We start from the raw sequence: 13,879 nt of genomic DNA, 5'->3' as shown, positions 1-13,879 counted from the left end.
GTCGCGCTTGTCGCCGGACTCGGCCTGCGCGTCGCGGTCCGGGCGATCGAGGCGCGTCCCGCGCCCGCGATCGTGGCCGTCGTCGAGGAATCCGCAGCGGCCGTCGAACAACCGGCCGTCGCACCGGTCCGTGAGCCGCGCATCGCGCGTCCGCGGGTGGCCGAGCGGCTCAGCGGCGAGCTCGTCACCAGCAAGGGCTGAATGCGCTCATCGCAGAACGGTGGTCGTCTCAGCGGTTCTGCGGCGGCGTGCCGACCGTGGACGCCCGGATGAGAAGCGTCGTCGAGTAGGCGACGAACCGTTCGTCATCGACGGTGCGGGCCCGGTGCAGACGCTTTTCCGCGTGGTCTTCCCGATGCTGCGGCCCGTCACCGCGACCGTCGTGATCCTCACGAGCGTCGCGATCTGGAACGAGTTCGCGCTGAGCGTCTTCATCCTGCGCCAGCCCGAGATGCGCACGATCGCGCCGACGATCAGCACCTTCGTCTCCAGCCAGGGCGGGAATCTGGGGGCTGCCGCCGCGGAGAAATGACCGCGCTCAGACCGTGAGGAATCCGAGGACGGCGCTCGCGACCGCGAGCAGTGTGAGAACGAGTGCGGGTGCGGCGGGCTCGTGGCGGCGCAGGTGAACCACGGTGGCGCCGACCATGATGATGGCGAGACCGACGGCGGCGATGGGGGTGAGGATCGTCGCGATTCCGGTGAGCAGCGGCAGGATGAGGCCCAGTGCGCCGATGACCTCGAGCGCGGCGGTGGCCTTGATGGACAGCGACGAGAAGTCCTCCGTCCAGGGCATGCCGCGCTCGGCGAGCGTGGCCTTCGGGGTGACGAGCTTCATACCGCCGCCGCCGAGCATGGCGAGCGCGAGGAGGGCATTGACGATCCAGAGGGCGATGAGCATTCGGGTGTCCTGTTCTGCGGGGTTCGATTGTTACGATCAGTAACCAAGAATGGGGGAGAGGGATGACGCGTACAAAAGGCACATCGGTGTTACCGGCGGTCGCGGCCCGCGATGAGGGCTTCGGCTACGAGGAGACCTGCTCCTTCGACGAATCCGCCGGGCGAATGGTTCGGGAGATGCTCGACCGGGTCGGGGACAAGTGGTCGCTGCTGCTCGTCGCCACGCTGCAGCGCGACCGGATGCGCTTCACCGAGCTGCTCCAGCGCATCCCCGGCATCTCCCAGCGCATGCTCACCCGAACGCTGCGGCAGCTCGAGCGCGATGGGCTCGTCGAGCGCACGGCGCACGCCGAGGTGCCGCCGCGGGTCGAGTACGAGCTGACCCCGCTCGGCGCGACGCTCGTGCCGATCGCGGTCACGATCGGCACCTGGGCCCTCGCGCACCAGCCCGAGGTCGAGGCGGCGCGGGCTCGCTACGACTCGCGGTGATCCGGCGGCATCCGCCCATCTTTCGTCAAGGTTGAGATCGAAACGATTCGATACACTGACTCCTCGCCGTAACGCGGCATGCACATCACCCGTATCGTCCCGGAAGCCCCTGCCGCATGGCCACCTCTCTCACCACCGGACGCCCGTGGCGCGTCATCCTCGCCTTCTCCGTGCCGCTGCTCATCGGCAACATCGTGCAGCAGCTCTACCAGGTCGTCGATACGATCGTCGTCGGACGCGAGCTCGGGGTGAACTCTCTGGCCGCGGTGGGCGCGACGGGCTCACTCCTGTTCCTGCTGCTCGGATTCGCATGGGGCATGACGAGCGGTTTCGCGATCCCGACCGCGCAGGCCTTCGGCGCGAAGGACTTCGCCGCCGTGCGCCGATCGGTCGCCACGGGCACCGTGCTCGCCGCGGTCGCGAGCATTCTCATCACGGTGGGCGGGCCGCTGCTGGCCGAACCCGTGCTCGTGCTCATGCAGACACCGCCCGAACTACTCGCCGAAGCGACACTGTTCACGCAGATCAGCTTCCTCGGCGGCGGGGCGACGATGTTCTTCAACTACCTGTCGGCGATCATCCGCTCGATCGGAGACTCCAAGACGCCGCTCATCTTCCTCACGATCGCCTGCGTCCTCAACGTCGTCCTCGTGATCGTGCTCGTGGGTCCCGTCGGCTGGGGCGTCGCCGGGGCCGCACTCGCGACGGTCGTCTCGCAGGCCGTCTCGGTTCTCCTGTGCCTCGTATTCGTGCGGCGGCGGATGCCGGTGCTGCACGTGCGCCGCGCCGACTGGCGGATCACCCGGGCCGATATCGCCGATCACCTGCGCCTCGGGCTCCCGATGGGCTTCCAGGCCTCGATCATCGCGATCGGCACCCTCGTCGTGCAGGTGGCCCTCAACCTGCTCGGATCCGAGGCGGTCGCCGCCTACACCGCGGCATCGCGCGTCGACAGCCTCGCCACCGCACTGCTGCAATCCCTCGGTCTCGCCGTGTCGATGTACGTCGCGCAGAACTTCGGCGGGCGCCGCCCCGACCGCATCCGATCCGGCGTCGTCCAGGCGACGTGGATGGCGATCGCGGCATCCCTCGTCCTCGGTGCCGTCCTCATCGCCTTCGGCACGCACCTCGTGCGCCTGTTCGTCGGAGAGGGCTCCGATGAGGTCGTCGAACTCGCCCACCTCATGCTCATCATCAACGGCGCCAGCTACGCGCTGCTCGGTGTGCTGTTCGTGCTGCGCGGAGCGCTTCAGGGACTCGGCCAGGCGCTGATTCCCACCGTGACCGGAGTCATCGAGCTGTTCATGCGCGTGGGCGCCGCCGTCGCGCTCGGCGCCGTGCTCGGCTTCGGCGGCGTCGCGCTGAGCAACCCGCTCGCGTGGCTCGGCGCCGTCGTCATCCTCGTGCCCGCCTATGTGCGGGCGCACCGCGCGCTGGCGAAGATGCCCGTCACGCCCGATGAGATGACCCTGACCACGCCGATCGCGATCATCGGCCCCGACAACAGCTCGCTCACCGTCGATGCCGTCGTCACCCAACCGGTTCCGATCGTCGTGCAGAAGCGGTGGAAGAAGCTGCTGCGCCGCTGAGAGGTCAGACGCCGGGGAGGCGGATCGTGTCGGTCGCGGCGTGCTCGCGCGGCATCCGGTCCCGGTCGTAGGTGATCGAGTCGTAGCCGTGCGGGGCGGGGCGCCCGTCGTCGCCGAGGTTCACGAACACGATCTTCTCGATCGTCAGGATGCGCTTGCGGGTGATCATGTTGCGCACCACGGCGCGCATCGTCAGCGACGTGCGGCCGAACTCGGTCGCGGTGAGTCCCATCTCGATCAGGTCGCCCTGCAGTGCGGATGCCTCGAAGTTGATCTCCGAGATGAGCTTGGTGACCACGCGGTAGTTGCCCAGCTGCACGATCGCGTAGATCGCGGCTTCCTCGTCGATCCACTTCAGCAGGCTCCCGCCGAACAGCGAGCCGTTCGCGTTGAGGTCCTCGGGCCGGACCCACTTGCGGGTGTGGAAGTTGATGCCGTCGTCGTGCGCGCGCCAGGGTGTTGCCATGCATCCAGGCTACGGAAGCCATGTGACCGGCGCGTTACGGGCCCGGTCCTGTCGCATCGCGGCCCCGCTCGATAGCCTCGGATCGTCGGGACCGGACCCGGCCCGACCAACCCACACGCTCAAGGAGGCAGCATGCGCGCCGTCGTATTCGAGAACTGGAAGACCAAGCCGGCTCTGACCGAGGTCGACAAGCCCACGCCGGGCCCCGGGGAGGTGCTGCTGAAGGTCGCCGGCGCCGGCGCCTGCCACTCCGATGTCGCCGTGTACGCCGACTACGACGCGAGCATGGGCATGACCCAGCTCGAGCCGAAGTACATCCTCGGCCACGAGAGCTCCGGCTGGGTCGAAGAGGTCGGCGAGGGCGTCACGGGCCTGAACAAGGGCGACGCCTATCTCGTCTACGGGCCCATCGGCTGCGGACACTGCGCACCGTGCTCGCGCGGCCAGGACACCTACTGCGACAACGTCGCCGACATGCCCTACATGGCCTCCGGCCTCGGCCGTGACGGCGGCATGGCCGAGTACATGACGGTGCCCGCCCGCAACCTCGTGCCCCTCGGCGACGCCGACCCCTACGCCGCCGCCCCGCTGGCGGATGCCGGGCTCACCCCGTACCACGCCATCAAGCTGTCGCTGCCGAAGCTGGCGGGCGGCGGCAAGACCGCCCTCGTGATCGGCCTCGGCGGCCTCGGCCTCGTGGCCGTGCAGATCCTCACCGCGATCACGGGCGCCACCGTCATCGCGACCGACATGAAGCCCGAGGCCATGGCTCGTGCCGAGGAGTTCGGCGCCATCACGGTCCCCGGCGGCGAGGGCCAGGCCGAGCGCATCCGCGAGCTCACCGGCGGCAAGGGCGTCAACGCCGTGTTCGACTTCGTGGGCGTCGCGCCGACCATCGCGCTCGCCGCATCCGTCGTCGCCCGTCAGGGCCGCCTCACGGTCGTCGGCATCGCCGGCGGCGAGTTCGCATGGAACTTCTTCAAGGTTCCCTACGAGGTCGACTTCACCAGCACCTACTGGGGCACCATCGAGGAGCTCCACGAGGTCGCGGCCCTCTACCGCGCGGGCAAGATCGTCCCCGACGTCGAGTACTTCGCGATGGACGACGCGCTCGAGGCCTATCGCCGGCTCGAGGCCGGCGAGCTCTCGGGTCGCGCGGTCGTCACCCCGAACGGACGCTGACCCCGGCGCGGGCGGTGCTGAGCCGCCGCCCGCGCACCCGTCTCCCGATCACGCCCTGACGCGGCGAGAACAGGTAGACGAGAGCGAAGACGACGCCCTGCACGACGACGACGAGACCCCCGGATGCTGCGTCCAACCAGTAGCTGAGATAGATGCCCACGACGCTGCACAGCGCCGAGAGGACGGGCGCGATCACCAGCATCCGCCCGAAACGATCCGTCAACAGGTAGGCGGTGGCGCCCGGGATGATGAGCATCGCGACGACGAGCACCACCCCGACCACCTGCAGGGCGACGACCGAGGTGAGCGCGAGTACGCCCAGGAGCAGGGCGCTGAGCAGCCGCGGCGACAGGCCGATCGCGAAGGCATGCGTCGGGTCGAACGCGAACAGCGTCAGATCGCGGCGCTTGACGATCAGCACGGTGAAAGCGACGACCGCGAGGATCGCGATCTGCGCGAGGTCCGCCCGGGAGACGCCGAGGATGTTGCCGAAGATGATGTGGTTCAGATCGATGTGGCTCGGGGTGACCGAGATCATCACGAGCCCCAGCGCGAACAGGGTGGTGAAGACGATGCCGATCGCGGCGTCCTCCTTCACCCGGCTGGTATCGCGGATGAGCCCGATGAGCCCGACCGCGAGGAAGCCGAAGACCAGCGCGCCGATCGCGAACGGCGCCCCGAAGATGTAGGCCAGCACCACCCCGGGCAGCACCGCGTGCGAGACCGCATCGCCCATGAGCGACCAGCCCACCAGCACCAGCCAGCACGATAGCACGGCGCACAGCACCGCCGCGATCACGGTCGTCGCGAGGGTGCGCACCATGAACTCGTACTGCAGGGGTTCGAGAATCCAGTCCCAGATCATGACGCCTCCAGTCCGAAGGCGCGCGACAGGTTCTGCGGAGCCAGCGCCTCCTCGACCGAACCGTGGAACAGGACCCGACTCCGCAGCAGCACGGCGTCATCGGCGAGCTCGGGCAGCGCGTGCAGGTCGTGGGAGGAGACGAGCACCGTGCTGCCGGACGCCGCGAGCTCGCGAAGCAGGCGCACGATCGTCGCCTCGCTGCGCTTGTCGACGCCGGCGAACGGCTCATCCAGCAGCAGGATCCCGGCGCCCTGAGCGATCCCGCGGGCGACGAAGGCGCGCTTGCGTTGGCCCCCGGAGAGCTGCCCGATCTGCCGGTCGGCGAGATCGGCCAGCTCGACGCGGTCGAGGGCCTCGGCGACGGCATCCCTGTCGGACTGCCGCGCTCGCCGCAGCATGCCCTGCCGGCCGTAACGCCCCATCATGACGACGTCGCGCACCGAGACGGGGAACGCCCAGTCGACGTCCTCGTTCTGGGGCACGTAACCGATGAGCCCGCGCCGGCGCGCGCCCGCGGGGTCGCTCCCGTGGATCGTGACGGATCCGGATGCCGGGCGGACGAGCCCGAGGATGCTCTTGAGCAGTGTCGACTTGCCGGACCCGTTCATGCCGACCAGGCCGGTGATCCGGCCGGCGGCGAGGGAGATCGACACGTCGTCGAGGGCGAGCACGTCGCCGTAGCGGACGGTCGCGGAACGCACATCGACCGGATTCATGGGGCGTCTCCCGTCAGCCCGGCGACGATCGTGTCGACGTCGTGGCGCAGCAGGTCGAGGTAGGTGGGCACCGGCCCGTCGGCGGCCGACAGCGAATCGACGTAGAGGACGCCGCCGAACACGGCATCCGTGGACTGCACGATCTGCTGCATCGCCCGATCGGAGACGGTCGATTCGCAGAAAACCGCGGGCACATCGCGCTCGCGGATGGTGTCGATCGTCGCGGCCATGCGTCGTGGCGTCGCCTGCTGGTCGGCATTGACGGGCCAGATGTACGCCTCGTCGAGTCCGGCGTCGCGGGCGAGGTAGCTGAACGCGCCCTCGCAGGTGACGAGGATGCGGCGCTCGACGGGAACATCGCTCAGGCCGTCGAGCATCTCGTCGTGGATCTGCTGAAGCTCCGCGTTGTAGGCGGCGCCGCGGGCGGCGAAGTCCTCGGCGTGGGCGGGATCGAGGTCGCTGAAGGCCGCGACCATGTTGTCGACGTAGAGCTGCGTGTTGAGCGGGCTCATCCAGGCGTGGGGGTTGGGGGCGCCGGATGCTTCGCCGAGGGCGACCGGGATCGGCTCGACGCCGTCCGAGGCGACGGCGTGCGGAGCATCCGCCGAGGCGACGAACTGTGCGAACCAGGCCTCGAGGTCCAGTCCGTTGTCGAGGATGAGCGCGGCGTCGGAGGCCCGGCGGATGTCACCGGGTGTGGGCTCGTATCCGTGGATCTCGGCGCCCGGAGTGGTGATCGAGAGGATCTGTAGGTGCTCGCCGCCGACGTTTCGGGCGATGTCGGCGAGCACGGTGAAGGTCGTCAGCACGACCGGACGGCCATCGGATGCGGCATCCGCCGTCGAGGGCATCGGTGCGGCGCAGGCCGGCAGCGCGAAAGCCACAGTGAGCATCGCGGCCCACGCGGCGCACGAACGACCATTTTTCGGCATGCCGAAAAGCTATCTTTTCGCCGCGCCGAAAACAAGTGCTCGGCGCAGCGCGGGTGGAAACTCCCGGTTCCCCATCCACAGGCGGCTCGATTAGGCTAGAAGGGATCCTCATCACTGCTCTTCCCCACTCTTTTGTGGATCGCATTCTCCCCCCACCCTGTGAACCCGGATTCGGGTTCCTCCAGCGATCCACAACACCCAGAAAGGTCCCTCTGTGAACGACTCCCGCGAGAACACCCACGACGACGCGCAGGGGGCTGACTTCTTCGATCAGCTCGTGCAGGGGCAGAACCAGGCGCAGGGGCAGAGTCAGCCCCGCGAGCAGCAGGGCGCCTTCACGGTCGGCTTCCGCGGTTACGATCGCGGCGAGGTCGACGCGGCGATCGCCGGACTGCGCATGCAGCTGCATCGTGCCGAGGGCGAGCTCGCCGAGGCCCGCGACGGTGTGAACCGCGACATCGAGTCGGTGCGCGCCGAGGTCGAGGCCGCCCGTGCCGAGGGCGACGAGCGCGCCGCCGCCAGCGCCGCCCGCCTCGAGGAGCTCCAGGAGCAGCAGGACGCCCGCATCGCCGAGGCCCAGGCCGAGAACGAAGCGCGCATCGCCGCGCTCGAGGCCGACCTCGTCGCCGCGCGGGCACAGGCCGAAGAGGCCGAGAACCACGTCTCGACGCTCACGAACGAGCTCGTCGACGCGCCCAAGAGCGACGGCGACACCGAGGGCTCGCGCATGCAGTTCGAGGCGGTCCTGCGGGTCGCCGAGGAGCAGGCCACCGTGCTCATCCAGAACGCTGCGGTGCAGGCGGAGCGCCTGCTCGAGGCCGCGCGCGGCGAGGCCGATGCCCGCCGCATGGAGCTCGCGGCCGAGGTCGAGCGCATCACCGCCCAGGCCCAGCACGACGCCGACCAGGTGCGCCTGCGCATCGACACCGAGTTCACCGCGCACGAGGCGCGCATCAACCGCGAGGCCGCGCACGCCGCCGAGAAGGTCAACCAGGCCGAGCAGGAGGCCGCGACCGTCCGCACCGAGGCCGAGAAGGGCGCCGCGGCGCTGCGCTCGATGGTCACGCGCGAGACGACGCAGCAGCGCGCGGATGCCGAGCGCGAGGTGCGCGAGATGAACGCCCGCGTCCTCGAGTTCGAAGAGACCCTCACCCGTCGTCAGGACGAGGCGCAGCAGGAGTTCCTGCTGCTGCACAACCAGGCCGTCGCGCACGCGGAGCGCATCACCACCGACGCCAACGAGCAGGTCGCCTCGTCGCTCGAGCACGCCAAGCGCATCTCCGCGAAGGCCGATGACTACGAGCGTCTGATGCGCTCGCAGGCGCAGGCCATCGAGGCCGACGCCCAGGTCCGCTCCCGCGAGACCCTCGAGCGCGCCCGTGCGAAGGCGCAGAAGATCGTCGCCACCGTCACCGGCCACGCGACCGATGTGCTGCGCGACGCCGAGGACCGTACGCGTCAGCTGCGCTGGCAGCAGCAGCAGATGAACAGCTTCATGGCCGAGGTTCGGGAGCTCATCCGTCCGGATGGTGTTCTCGGCAGCGAAGACCTCGAAGACGAGACCGTCGCCGCGGTTGCGGATGAGACGGTCGTCGAGGACGCCCCGGTCGAGGACGCCCCGGTCGAGGATGCTTCCGCCGATGAGGCCGTCGCCGATGAGGCATCCGAGGAGGACGCATCCGACGAGGACTCCGTCGAGGCCGGCGACGAGGACGAGTCGGACGACGACAACTGATCCCACCCGCGTGATGAAGGGCACCGCAGCGTTCGCGCCGCGGTGCCCTTCATCGTCCTGCCCGCGTAGCCTGTGGGTATGTCTCATCTCGTGGATGTCGCCCAGCTCGCCGACCTGATGCGCACCGGGGTGCGCATCATCGATGTGCGGTGGCGGCTGAGCATGCCCGGTGCAGGACCCTCCGACGGCCGTGAGGACTACCTCGCCGGACACATCCCGGGCGCGGTCTACGCAGACCTCGAGACCGAGCTCACCGCGCACGGCACACCGCAGGACGGGCGCCACCCCTTCCCGACCACGCAGCAGGTGCAGGACGCCGTGCGCCGGTGGGGCATCAACGACGGCGATACGGTCGTCGCCTATGACAACGCCGGCGGACTCGCCGCCGCACGCGCCTGGTGGCTGCTGTGTCAGGGCGGCGTCGACATCCGGGTGCTCGACGGCGGATGGCGCGCCTGGACGGAGGCCGGGGGCGAGGTCGAAGCCGGATCCGTGGAGTACACGCTCGGCAATGCGACGCTCGACGACGTCACCCGCGACAGCATCACGATCGATGAGGCGGCCGAATTCCCGCAGCACGGCGTGCTGCTGGACGTGCGCGCCTCGGAGCGCTTCCGCGGCGACATCGAACCGCTCGACCCGATCGCCGGTCACATCCCCGGCGCCGTCAACCTGCCGACGACGAAGCACGTCGGCGATGACGGCACCCTCAACGACGTCGACACGCTGCGCGAGAGCTTCGCCGCCGTCGGCGTCACCGCGGGTGCCCCTGTCGCGCTCTACTGCGGCTCCGGGATCACGGCCGCCCACAGCGCACTCGTGCTCGCGGAGGCGGGCATCGACGCGAAGATCTACCCCGGCTCGTGGAGCCAGTGGTCGAACACCCCGGGGCGCCCGGTGGCGACCGGCGCCTAGGAGGCGGAGTCGTCCCCGCCCTGCGCCTCGTAGATGAGCAGCTGGGCGCGGATGTCGTCGAGCAGCTGGTCGACCGCGTCGATCGCATAGCCCGGCCGCAGGCGGACGCTGCGCAACAGCGTGCCCGAAGCGCTGTGCTCGTGATCGAGCAGCTCCTCGCAGCGCAGATCGGTGGCGGGATCACCCCGCTCCCATGAGTCGAGGGCGGATGTCGCACGGTCCAGAAGATCGTCGACATCATCGGCGTCATAACCGGTTCGCAGGCTGGTTGCGGGCAGCCGAACACGGAGCAGGTCAGAACTCCTCATGTCGGGAGCATACCTCCGGAGTTCTCCCGGGTGGTAACCCTAGCCGTGCAGGGGTGCACCTGGATACGCTCGGCTCAGGAGGACTCACCATGAGCAATCGCATCGTCGCCGGCGTCGAACCCACGTCCGCCGGAACCCGTGTCATCGCGTGGAGCGCGCAGCGCGCCCGGGAAAGGGAGCTGCCGCTGCTGCTCGCCTCGGTGATCGGCGGGCCCATCGGCGTCGTCGGAGAGGGCGAGCTGCTCGCCGAGACGTCGCAGCAGGTGCGCGACTGGCTCGAGGGCGAAGCGGAGAAGCTGCGCGCCGACGGGCTGAGCGTCGAGACGATCCTGCTGCAGGGGGACCCGGTGGCACAGCTCACCCAGACGGCGGCCGGCGAGAACATGCTCGTCATCGGCAGTGACTACCGCGGTCCGGAATCGGGGCCCGTGCGCGGCATCCGAGGCATCCGCATCGTCGCGGCATCCGCCATTCCCGTCGTCGTCATCCCCGATCATGATCTCGACGACCGCAACGGCGTCATCGTCGGTGTGGACGGTTCACCGGTATCGAGCGCCGCGATCGCCTTCGCCGCCGCTGAGGCCGACCGGTTGCGCGAGCCGCTCATCGCCGTCTCCGTATGGACGCCGCTGACCGCACGGCCCCGCAACTCGCTGGTCTACCCCGACGACTACATGCAGGCGCTCGAGCGCACGGCTGAGGAGACGCTCGCCCTCTCGCTCGCCGGTCTCCGCCAGGATTATCCTGACCTCGAGATCCAGACCCGCGCGCTGCCCGGCTACCCCTCCGCGGTCATCAACGAACTCGCCGCGACCGCGACGCTGGCCGTGGTCGGCTCGCACGGCCGCGGGGCGATCGCACGGTTCCTCCTCGGCTCCATCAGCCACGAGGTGCTCACACGACTGAGCACGGCGACCGCGGTGGTGCGCTGAGCCCGGCTCAGGGCCGCGGGCCGTATCCCCAGCGCAGCGCGAGCATCCCCGGTCCCCAGTTCTGACGCACCTGGTGGACGGAAGTCGCGCCATCGAGGTGAAGCGGCGTGACGGTCGTGCCATCCGGGCATTCCTCGATCTCGTCGATCCAGTCAGGGAGCGCGTCGGGGTGGAAGCGGGTCCAGAGCACGAGCTCGCGGGCCCGTCGGGCGATCCCGTGCCCCGTCTCGTGCGGAAGGGGGAAGCCGTCGGGCAGCGTCAGAGACCACTCGAGCATCGTCGTCTGGGCGGGGCCCAGAGGACGTTCCAGCTCGAACATCGCGCCGTGCACCTCGCCTCCGGGGTGCGAGTACACGTCGGAGATGCGGCCGCCGGCGATCACCGAGTAGATCGGCGCCGGTGATCGAACCCCGGCCGTGATCTCGAGGTAGGGGACGCTCGTGATGGTCCCCGATGTCGACTGCAGCAGGGTGCGGGTGGTGCGCGAGATCACTGCGCCATCGGCGCCGACCTCCGTCACCGACGTCGTCGACACATCGCGCGCCGGGTCGATCGCGGGGGCGCCCAGCGCGGCGAACGTTTCCGAGACGGTCTTCTCCAGGCGCGCGGCCTCCAGGGGGTACTGCGCGCTCGGCAGCGGTCCGACCCGCTGGCTGCGGCCGATGCGCGAGACCAGCGTGCCCGCCTCCAGGCGCAGGAGCTGTTCGATCTGCTCGATCGCCGCGATCGACTGCGCGCCTTCCGGGCGCCGTGCCCCCGACCGCCAATAGCTGAGCGTCGCCGCGGAGACGGGGTTGCCGCTGTCGGCCAGATGCTCGCGCAGCCAGGTCAGAGTCACTCCACGCCGACGTATCGCGTCGCGGAGGGCCTCAGCGAAATCTTCTTGCTCGACCATCACAGACATCCCCAGGTATGTGAAAACGTACTCAGTATTCTCGAGCATAAGTCCACGCACGATCGCCCGGGCCGCCGGGTTTCAGGTGTGGGTGACACGATGGGCTTCGCGACTGGGCGCAGTGGCCATGGTCCGTCTGTCGCGCAGTGTCCCCCCGCTGCGTGCTTTCTGCGGGGCCCGGCAGTCGTTCTGGGGACGAGTGCCGGCCCCGCATTCTTCCTGGGCCTGGGCGCTCCTGCCCGCGCGTAGACTGGAAGCATCACCCCGGAAGACCGAGGAAGAGCCATGTCTGCCACCGCCCGCACCTTCACCGTGCGTCACGTCCAACTTCTGCGCGCCTTTTTCGCCGCGCTGTCGGCGGTCATGGTCACGTTCTCCGCCGATCACTCGGCCGAAGTCGGCTTCTCCGTCTTCGGCGGATTCGTGGCTGCGAGCGGACTCGTGCTCCTCATCGCCGCCTGGGTCGTACCGCGTCCCGACGGACGCGCGCCCTACATCCTGCTCGGCATCGTCGACCTCCTCGCGGCTGCCGTCAGCGGAGTTCCGGCCCTGCGCACCGAGGGCGCGTTCTTCCTCGTCCTCATCATCTGGGCCGCGGCGACCGGCCTCATCGAACTCATCGCGGGCCTGCGCGCCCGCAACATCGACAGCACCGCCAAGGACTCGATCACGATCGGTGTGCTCGGACTCCTTCTCGCGGTCATCCTCCTCGTGATCCCGGTCGGCTATTCGCTCGACTACACGGTCGAGGGGGCGGGAGCATTGACGCTCACCGGAATCATCCTGGCCGTCGGCATGCTCGGCGGATATACGGCTATCGTCGCGGTCTTCCTCGCGATCGCCGGGTTCTCGCCGCGTCGCGCCGAGGAGAAGAAGGATGCCGCGACCGGCGCCGCCACGAGCGAGCCGGTCGAGACGGGAGGACAGTCGTGAGTGAGAAGAAGGTCGAGCGCCGGGAGCTTCTGCGCCCCCTGCACCTGTTGGGGATCGCCCTGGCGTGCGGAGTGTTCGCCGCCGCGGTGACGCTCGTGTCGACGGGAGCCTTCACCTCGCGGGTGAACGCCATGATCGCCAACGGGACGTACGAGGGGCTGACCCCGGTGGGTCTCGGTCTGGTGGTCGGCGGCGGTGCGTTCATCGTGACGCTGCTGATCATGTCGATGCTGATCCTCGCCGTCGACCCCCGCCAGTACGACGAGGCGACCGTCGAGCGCCCCGTGCTCTACGACGAAGACCCCGAGGACAAGCCCGCCGGCGACTGATCGCCGGGACAACGCAGAAGCCCCGAGCCACTGGCTCGGGGCTTCTGCGTTGAACGGCTACTTCGCCAGGCGCTCGGCGATACCCGTGTAGGTCGCGGGGGTGAGGGCCAGCAGACGCTGCTTCGCGGCATCGCCGATCTCCAGGCCCGAGACGAACTCGGCGAGCTCCGCGGCTCCCACGCGGTGCCCGCGCGTGAGCTCCTTCAGCAGTGCGTAGGGGTCGCTGATCGTCGAACGACCGGCGACGACCTCGGCGCGGATCACGGTCTGGATGGCCTCGGCGAGCACCTCCCAATTCGAGTCGAGATCGGCGAGGAGCACCTCGCGGGCGAGGGAGATCTCGCCCAGGCCGCGGCGCAGGTTGTCGAGTGCGAGCAGCGAATGGCCGAAGGCGACGCCGATGTTGCGCTGGGTCGTCGAGTCGGTGAGGTCGCGCTGCAGGCGGCTGGTGACCAGCGTCTGGGAGAGCGATCCGAGCAGCGCGGCCGACAGCTCGAGGTTCGCCTCGGCGTTCTCGAAGCGGATCGGGTTGATCTTGTGCGGCATCGTCGAGGATCCGGTGGCGCCGGCCACGGGGATCTGCGTGAAGTAGCCGATCGAGATGTAGGTCCAGATATCGGTGGCGAGGTTGTGCAGGATGCCGCCGGCGTGACGCATGCGGTCGTAGAGCTCGACCTGCCAGTCGTGCGACTC

The 13,879-nt window shown here is 69.3% G+C and carries 18 protein-coding genes; 10 read left to right on the top strand and 8 right to left on the bottom strand.

The window, feature by feature from the left end; translation table 11 throughout:
* Both Q0Z66_RS10450 and Q0Z66_RS10445 read left to right on the top strand, forming a co-directional pair.
* The coding region (locus tag Q0Z66_RS10450) for a hypothetical protein (protein ID WP_298040848.1) at positions 1 to 201 on the top strand (201 nt) is incomplete at its 5' end.
* Positions 202 to 220: 19 nt separating this feature from the next.
* The gene (locus Q0Z66_RS10445; RefSeq protein WP_298040846.1) at positions 221 to 532 is read left to right on the top strand and encodes an ABC transporter permease subunit; all 312 of its coding nucleotides are present in this window, start codon (positions 221 to 223) and stop codon (positions 530 to 532) included.
* Positions 533 to 538: 6 nt separating this feature from the next.
* Here Q0Z66_RS10445 and Q0Z66_RS10440 read toward each other — a convergent pair whose 3' ends face one another.
* Positions 539 to 901: a DoxX family protein gene (locus Q0Z66_RS10440; protein ID WP_298040844.1), complete on the bottom strand. Its 363-nt coding sequence runs from the start codon at positions 899 to 901 to the stop codon at positions 539 to 541.
* 62 nt (positions 902 to 963) lie between these two features.
* Between Q0Z66_RS10440 and Q0Z66_RS10435 the strand changes: the two genes are divergently transcribed.
* A complete protein-coding gene (locus Q0Z66_RS10435; protein ID WP_366938988.1) occupies positions 964 to 1,389 on the top strand; it encodes a helix-turn-helix domain-containing protein in 426 nt (141 codons plus the stop codon).
* 116 nt (positions 1,390 to 1,505) lie between these two features.
* The gene (locus tag Q0Z66_RS10430) at positions 1,506 to 2,978 is read left to right on the top strand and encodes an MATE family efflux transporter (protein ID WP_298040842.1); all 1,473 of its coding nucleotides are present in this window, start codon (positions 1,506 to 1,508) and stop codon (positions 2,976 to 2,978) included.
* A 4-nt stretch (positions 2,979 to 2,982) separates the two neighbouring features.
* On the opposite strand, the gene Q0Z66_RS10425 is transcribed toward Q0Z66_RS10430, so the two are convergent.
* On the bottom strand, positions 2,983 to 3,444 hold the full coding sequence (locus Q0Z66_RS10425; protein ID WP_298040840.1) for a hotdog domain-containing protein: 462 nt from the start codon (positions 3,442 to 3,444) through the stop codon (positions 2,983 to 2,985).
* Between the two features lie 132 nt (positions 3,445 to 3,576).
* Here Q0Z66_RS10425 and Q0Z66_RS10420 point away from each other — a divergent pair, with 132 nt between their 5' ends.
* Positions 3,577 to 4,626, top strand: a complete 1,050-nt coding sequence (locus tag Q0Z66_RS10420) for an NAD(P)-dependent alcohol dehydrogenase (protein ID WP_298040838.1) — start codon at positions 3,577 to 3,579, stop codon at positions 4,624 to 4,626.
* Here Q0Z66_RS10420 and Q0Z66_RS10415 read toward each other — a convergent pair.
* The 3 genes from Q0Z66_RS10415 to Q0Z66_RS10405 are packed head-to-tail and all read right to left on the bottom strand — an operon-like array spanning position 4,607 to position 7,058.
* Positions 4,607 to 5,491: a metal ABC transporter permease gene (locus Q0Z66_RS10415; RefSeq protein WP_298040836.1), complete on the bottom strand. Its 885-nt coding sequence runs from the start codon at positions 5,489 to 5,491 to the stop codon at positions 4,607 to 4,609. The genes Q0Z66_RS10420 and Q0Z66_RS10415 overlap by 20 nt on opposite strands.
* On the bottom strand, positions 5,488 to 6,207 hold the full coding sequence (locus tag Q0Z66_RS10410) for a metal ABC transporter ATP-binding protein (RefSeq protein WP_298040834.1): 720 nt from the start codon (positions 6,205 to 6,207) through the stop codon (positions 5,488 to 5,490). The genes Q0Z66_RS10415 and Q0Z66_RS10410 overlap by 4 nt, the downstream gene beginning before the upstream one ends.
* Positions 6,204 to 7,058: a metal ABC transporter substrate-binding protein gene (locus Q0Z66_RS10405; protein WP_298040850.1), complete on the bottom strand. Its 855-nt coding sequence runs from the start codon at positions 7,056 to 7,058 to the stop codon at positions 6,204 to 6,206. Before Q0Z66_RS10405 ends, Q0Z66_RS10410 begins: the two co-directional genes overlap by 4 nt.
* A gap of 295 nt (positions 7,059 to 7,353) precedes the next feature.
* Here Q0Z66_RS10405 and Q0Z66_RS10400 point away from each other — a divergent pair, with 295 nt between their 5' ends.
* Entirely contained in the window at positions 7,354 to 8,874 is a 1,521-nt protein-coding gene (locus tag Q0Z66_RS10400; RefSeq protein ID WP_298040832.1) for a cell division initiation protein, read from the top strand.
* Positions 8,875 to 8,952: 78 nt separating this feature from the next.
* The gene (locus tag Q0Z66_RS10395) at positions 8,953 to 9,789 is read left to right on the top strand and encodes a sulfurtransferase (protein WP_298040830.1); all 837 of its coding nucleotides are present in this window, start codon (positions 8,953 to 8,955) and stop codon (positions 9,787 to 9,789) included.
* Here Q0Z66_RS10395 and Q0Z66_RS10390 read toward each other — a convergent pair.
* Positions 9,786 to 10,097 carry a DivIVA domain-containing protein gene (locus Q0Z66_RS10390; protein WP_298040828.1) on the bottom strand — a complete coding sequence of 104 codons (312 nt, stop codon included), beginning with the start codon at positions 10,095 to 10,097 and terminating at the stop codon, positions 9,786 to 9,788. The genes Q0Z66_RS10395 and Q0Z66_RS10390 overlap by 4 nt on opposite strands.
* 89 nt (positions 10,098 to 10,186) lie before the next feature.
* Between Q0Z66_RS10390 and Q0Z66_RS10385 the strand changes: the two genes are divergently transcribed.
* Positions 10,187 to 11,029, top strand: coding sequence for a universal stress protein (locus Q0Z66_RS10385; protein WP_298040826.1), 843 nt, complete (start codon positions 10,187 to 10,189; stop codon positions 11,027 to 11,029).
* A gap of 7 nt (positions 11,030 to 11,036) precedes the next feature.
* On the opposite strand, the gene Q0Z66_RS10380 is transcribed toward Q0Z66_RS10385, so the two are convergent.
* The gene (locus Q0Z66_RS10380) at positions 11,037 to 11,924 is read right to left on the bottom strand and encodes a hypothetical protein (RefSeq protein WP_298040824.1); all 888 of its coding nucleotides are present in this window, start codon (positions 11,922 to 11,924) and stop codon (positions 11,037 to 11,039) included.
* A gap of 285 nt (positions 11,925 to 12,209) precedes the next feature.
* Between Q0Z66_RS10380 and Q0Z66_RS10375 the strand changes: the two genes are divergently transcribed.
* Complete coding sequence (locus Q0Z66_RS10375; RefSeq protein WP_298040823.1) at positions 12,210 to 12,857, top strand: acyl-CoA synthetase; 648 nt, start codon at positions 12,210 to 12,212, stop codon at positions 12,855 to 12,857.
* Positions 12,854 to 13,186 carry a hypothetical protein gene (locus Q0Z66_RS10370; RefSeq protein WP_298040821.1) on the top strand — a complete coding sequence of 111 codons (333 nt, stop codon included), beginning with the start codon at positions 12,854 to 12,856 and terminating at the stop codon, positions 13,184 to 13,186. Before Q0Z66_RS10375 ends, Q0Z66_RS10370 begins: the two co-directional genes overlap by 4 nt.
* 57 nt (positions 13,187 to 13,243) lie before the next feature.
* Here Q0Z66_RS10370 and Q0Z66_RS10365 read toward each other — a convergent pair.
* Positions 13,244 to 13,879: lyase family protein (locus tag Q0Z66_RS10365; protein ID WP_298040819.1), on the bottom strand; the 636-nt coding region annotated here is incomplete at its 5' end.

Origin of the sequence: uncultured Microbacterium sp. (assembly GCF_947632095.1) — a bacterium.
Taxonomy (GTDB): domain Bacteria; phylum Actinomycetota; class Actinomycetes; order Actinomycetales; family Microbacteriaceae; genus Microbacterium.
This window is presented reverse-complemented; position numbering and strand designations above follow the sequence as displayed.

What these genes read in the sequence shown, in the direction of transcription:
- Q0Z66_RS10440 (WP_298040844.1), bottom strand. Translation starts at nt 901, where the DNA reads ATGCTCATCGCCCTCTGGATCGTCAATGCCCTCCTCGCGCTCGCCATG.
- Q0Z66_RS10435 (WP_366938988.1), top strand. Translation starts at nt 964, where the DNA reads ATGACGCGTACAAAAGGCACATCGGTGTTACCGGCGGTCGCGGCCCGC.
- Q0Z66_RS10430 (WP_298040842.1), top strand. Translation starts at nt 1,506, where the DNA reads ATGGCCACCTCTCTCACCACCGGACGCCCGTGGCGCGTCATCCTCGCC.
- Q0Z66_RS10425 (WP_298040840.1), bottom strand. Translation starts at nt 3,444, where the DNA reads ATGGCAACACCCTGGCGCGCGCACGACGACGGCATCAACTTCCACACC.
- Q0Z66_RS10420 (WP_298040838.1), top strand. Translation starts at nt 3,577, where the DNA reads ATGCGCGCCGTCGTATTCGAGAACTGGAAGACCAAGCCGGCTCTGACC.
- Q0Z66_RS10415 (WP_298040836.1), bottom strand. Translation starts at nt 5,491, where the DNA reads ATGATCTGGGACTGGATTCTCGAACCCCTGCAGTACGAGTTCATGGTG.
- Q0Z66_RS10410 (WP_298040834.1), bottom strand. Translation starts at nt 6,207, where the DNA reads ATGAATCCGGTCGATGTGCGTTCCGCGACCGTCCGCTACGGCGACGTG.
- Q0Z66_RS10405 (WP_298040850.1), bottom strand. Translation starts at nt 7,058, where the DNA reads ATGCCCTCGACGGCGGATGCCGCATCCGATGGCCGTCCGGTCGTGCTG.
- Q0Z66_RS10395 (WP_298040830.1), top strand. Translation starts at nt 8,953, where the DNA reads ATGTCTCATCTCGTGGATGTCGCCCAGCTCGCCGACCTGATGCGCACC.
- Q0Z66_RS10390 (WP_298040828.1), bottom strand. Translation starts at nt 10,097, where the DNA reads ATGAGGAGTTCTGACCTGCTCCGTGTTCGGCTGCCCGCAACCAGCCTG.
- Q0Z66_RS10385 (WP_298040826.1), top strand. Translation starts at nt 10,187, where the DNA reads ATGAGCAATCGCATCGTCGCCGGCGTCGAACCCACGTCCGCCGGAACC.
- Q0Z66_RS10380 (WP_298040824.1), bottom strand. Translation starts at nt 11,924, where the DNA reads ATGGTCGAGCAAGAAGATTTCGCTGAGGCCCTCCGCGACGCGATACGT.
- Q0Z66_RS10375 (WP_298040823.1), top strand. Translation starts at nt 12,210, where the DNA reads ATGTCTGCCACCGCCCGCACCTTCACCGTGCGTCACGTCCAACTTCTG.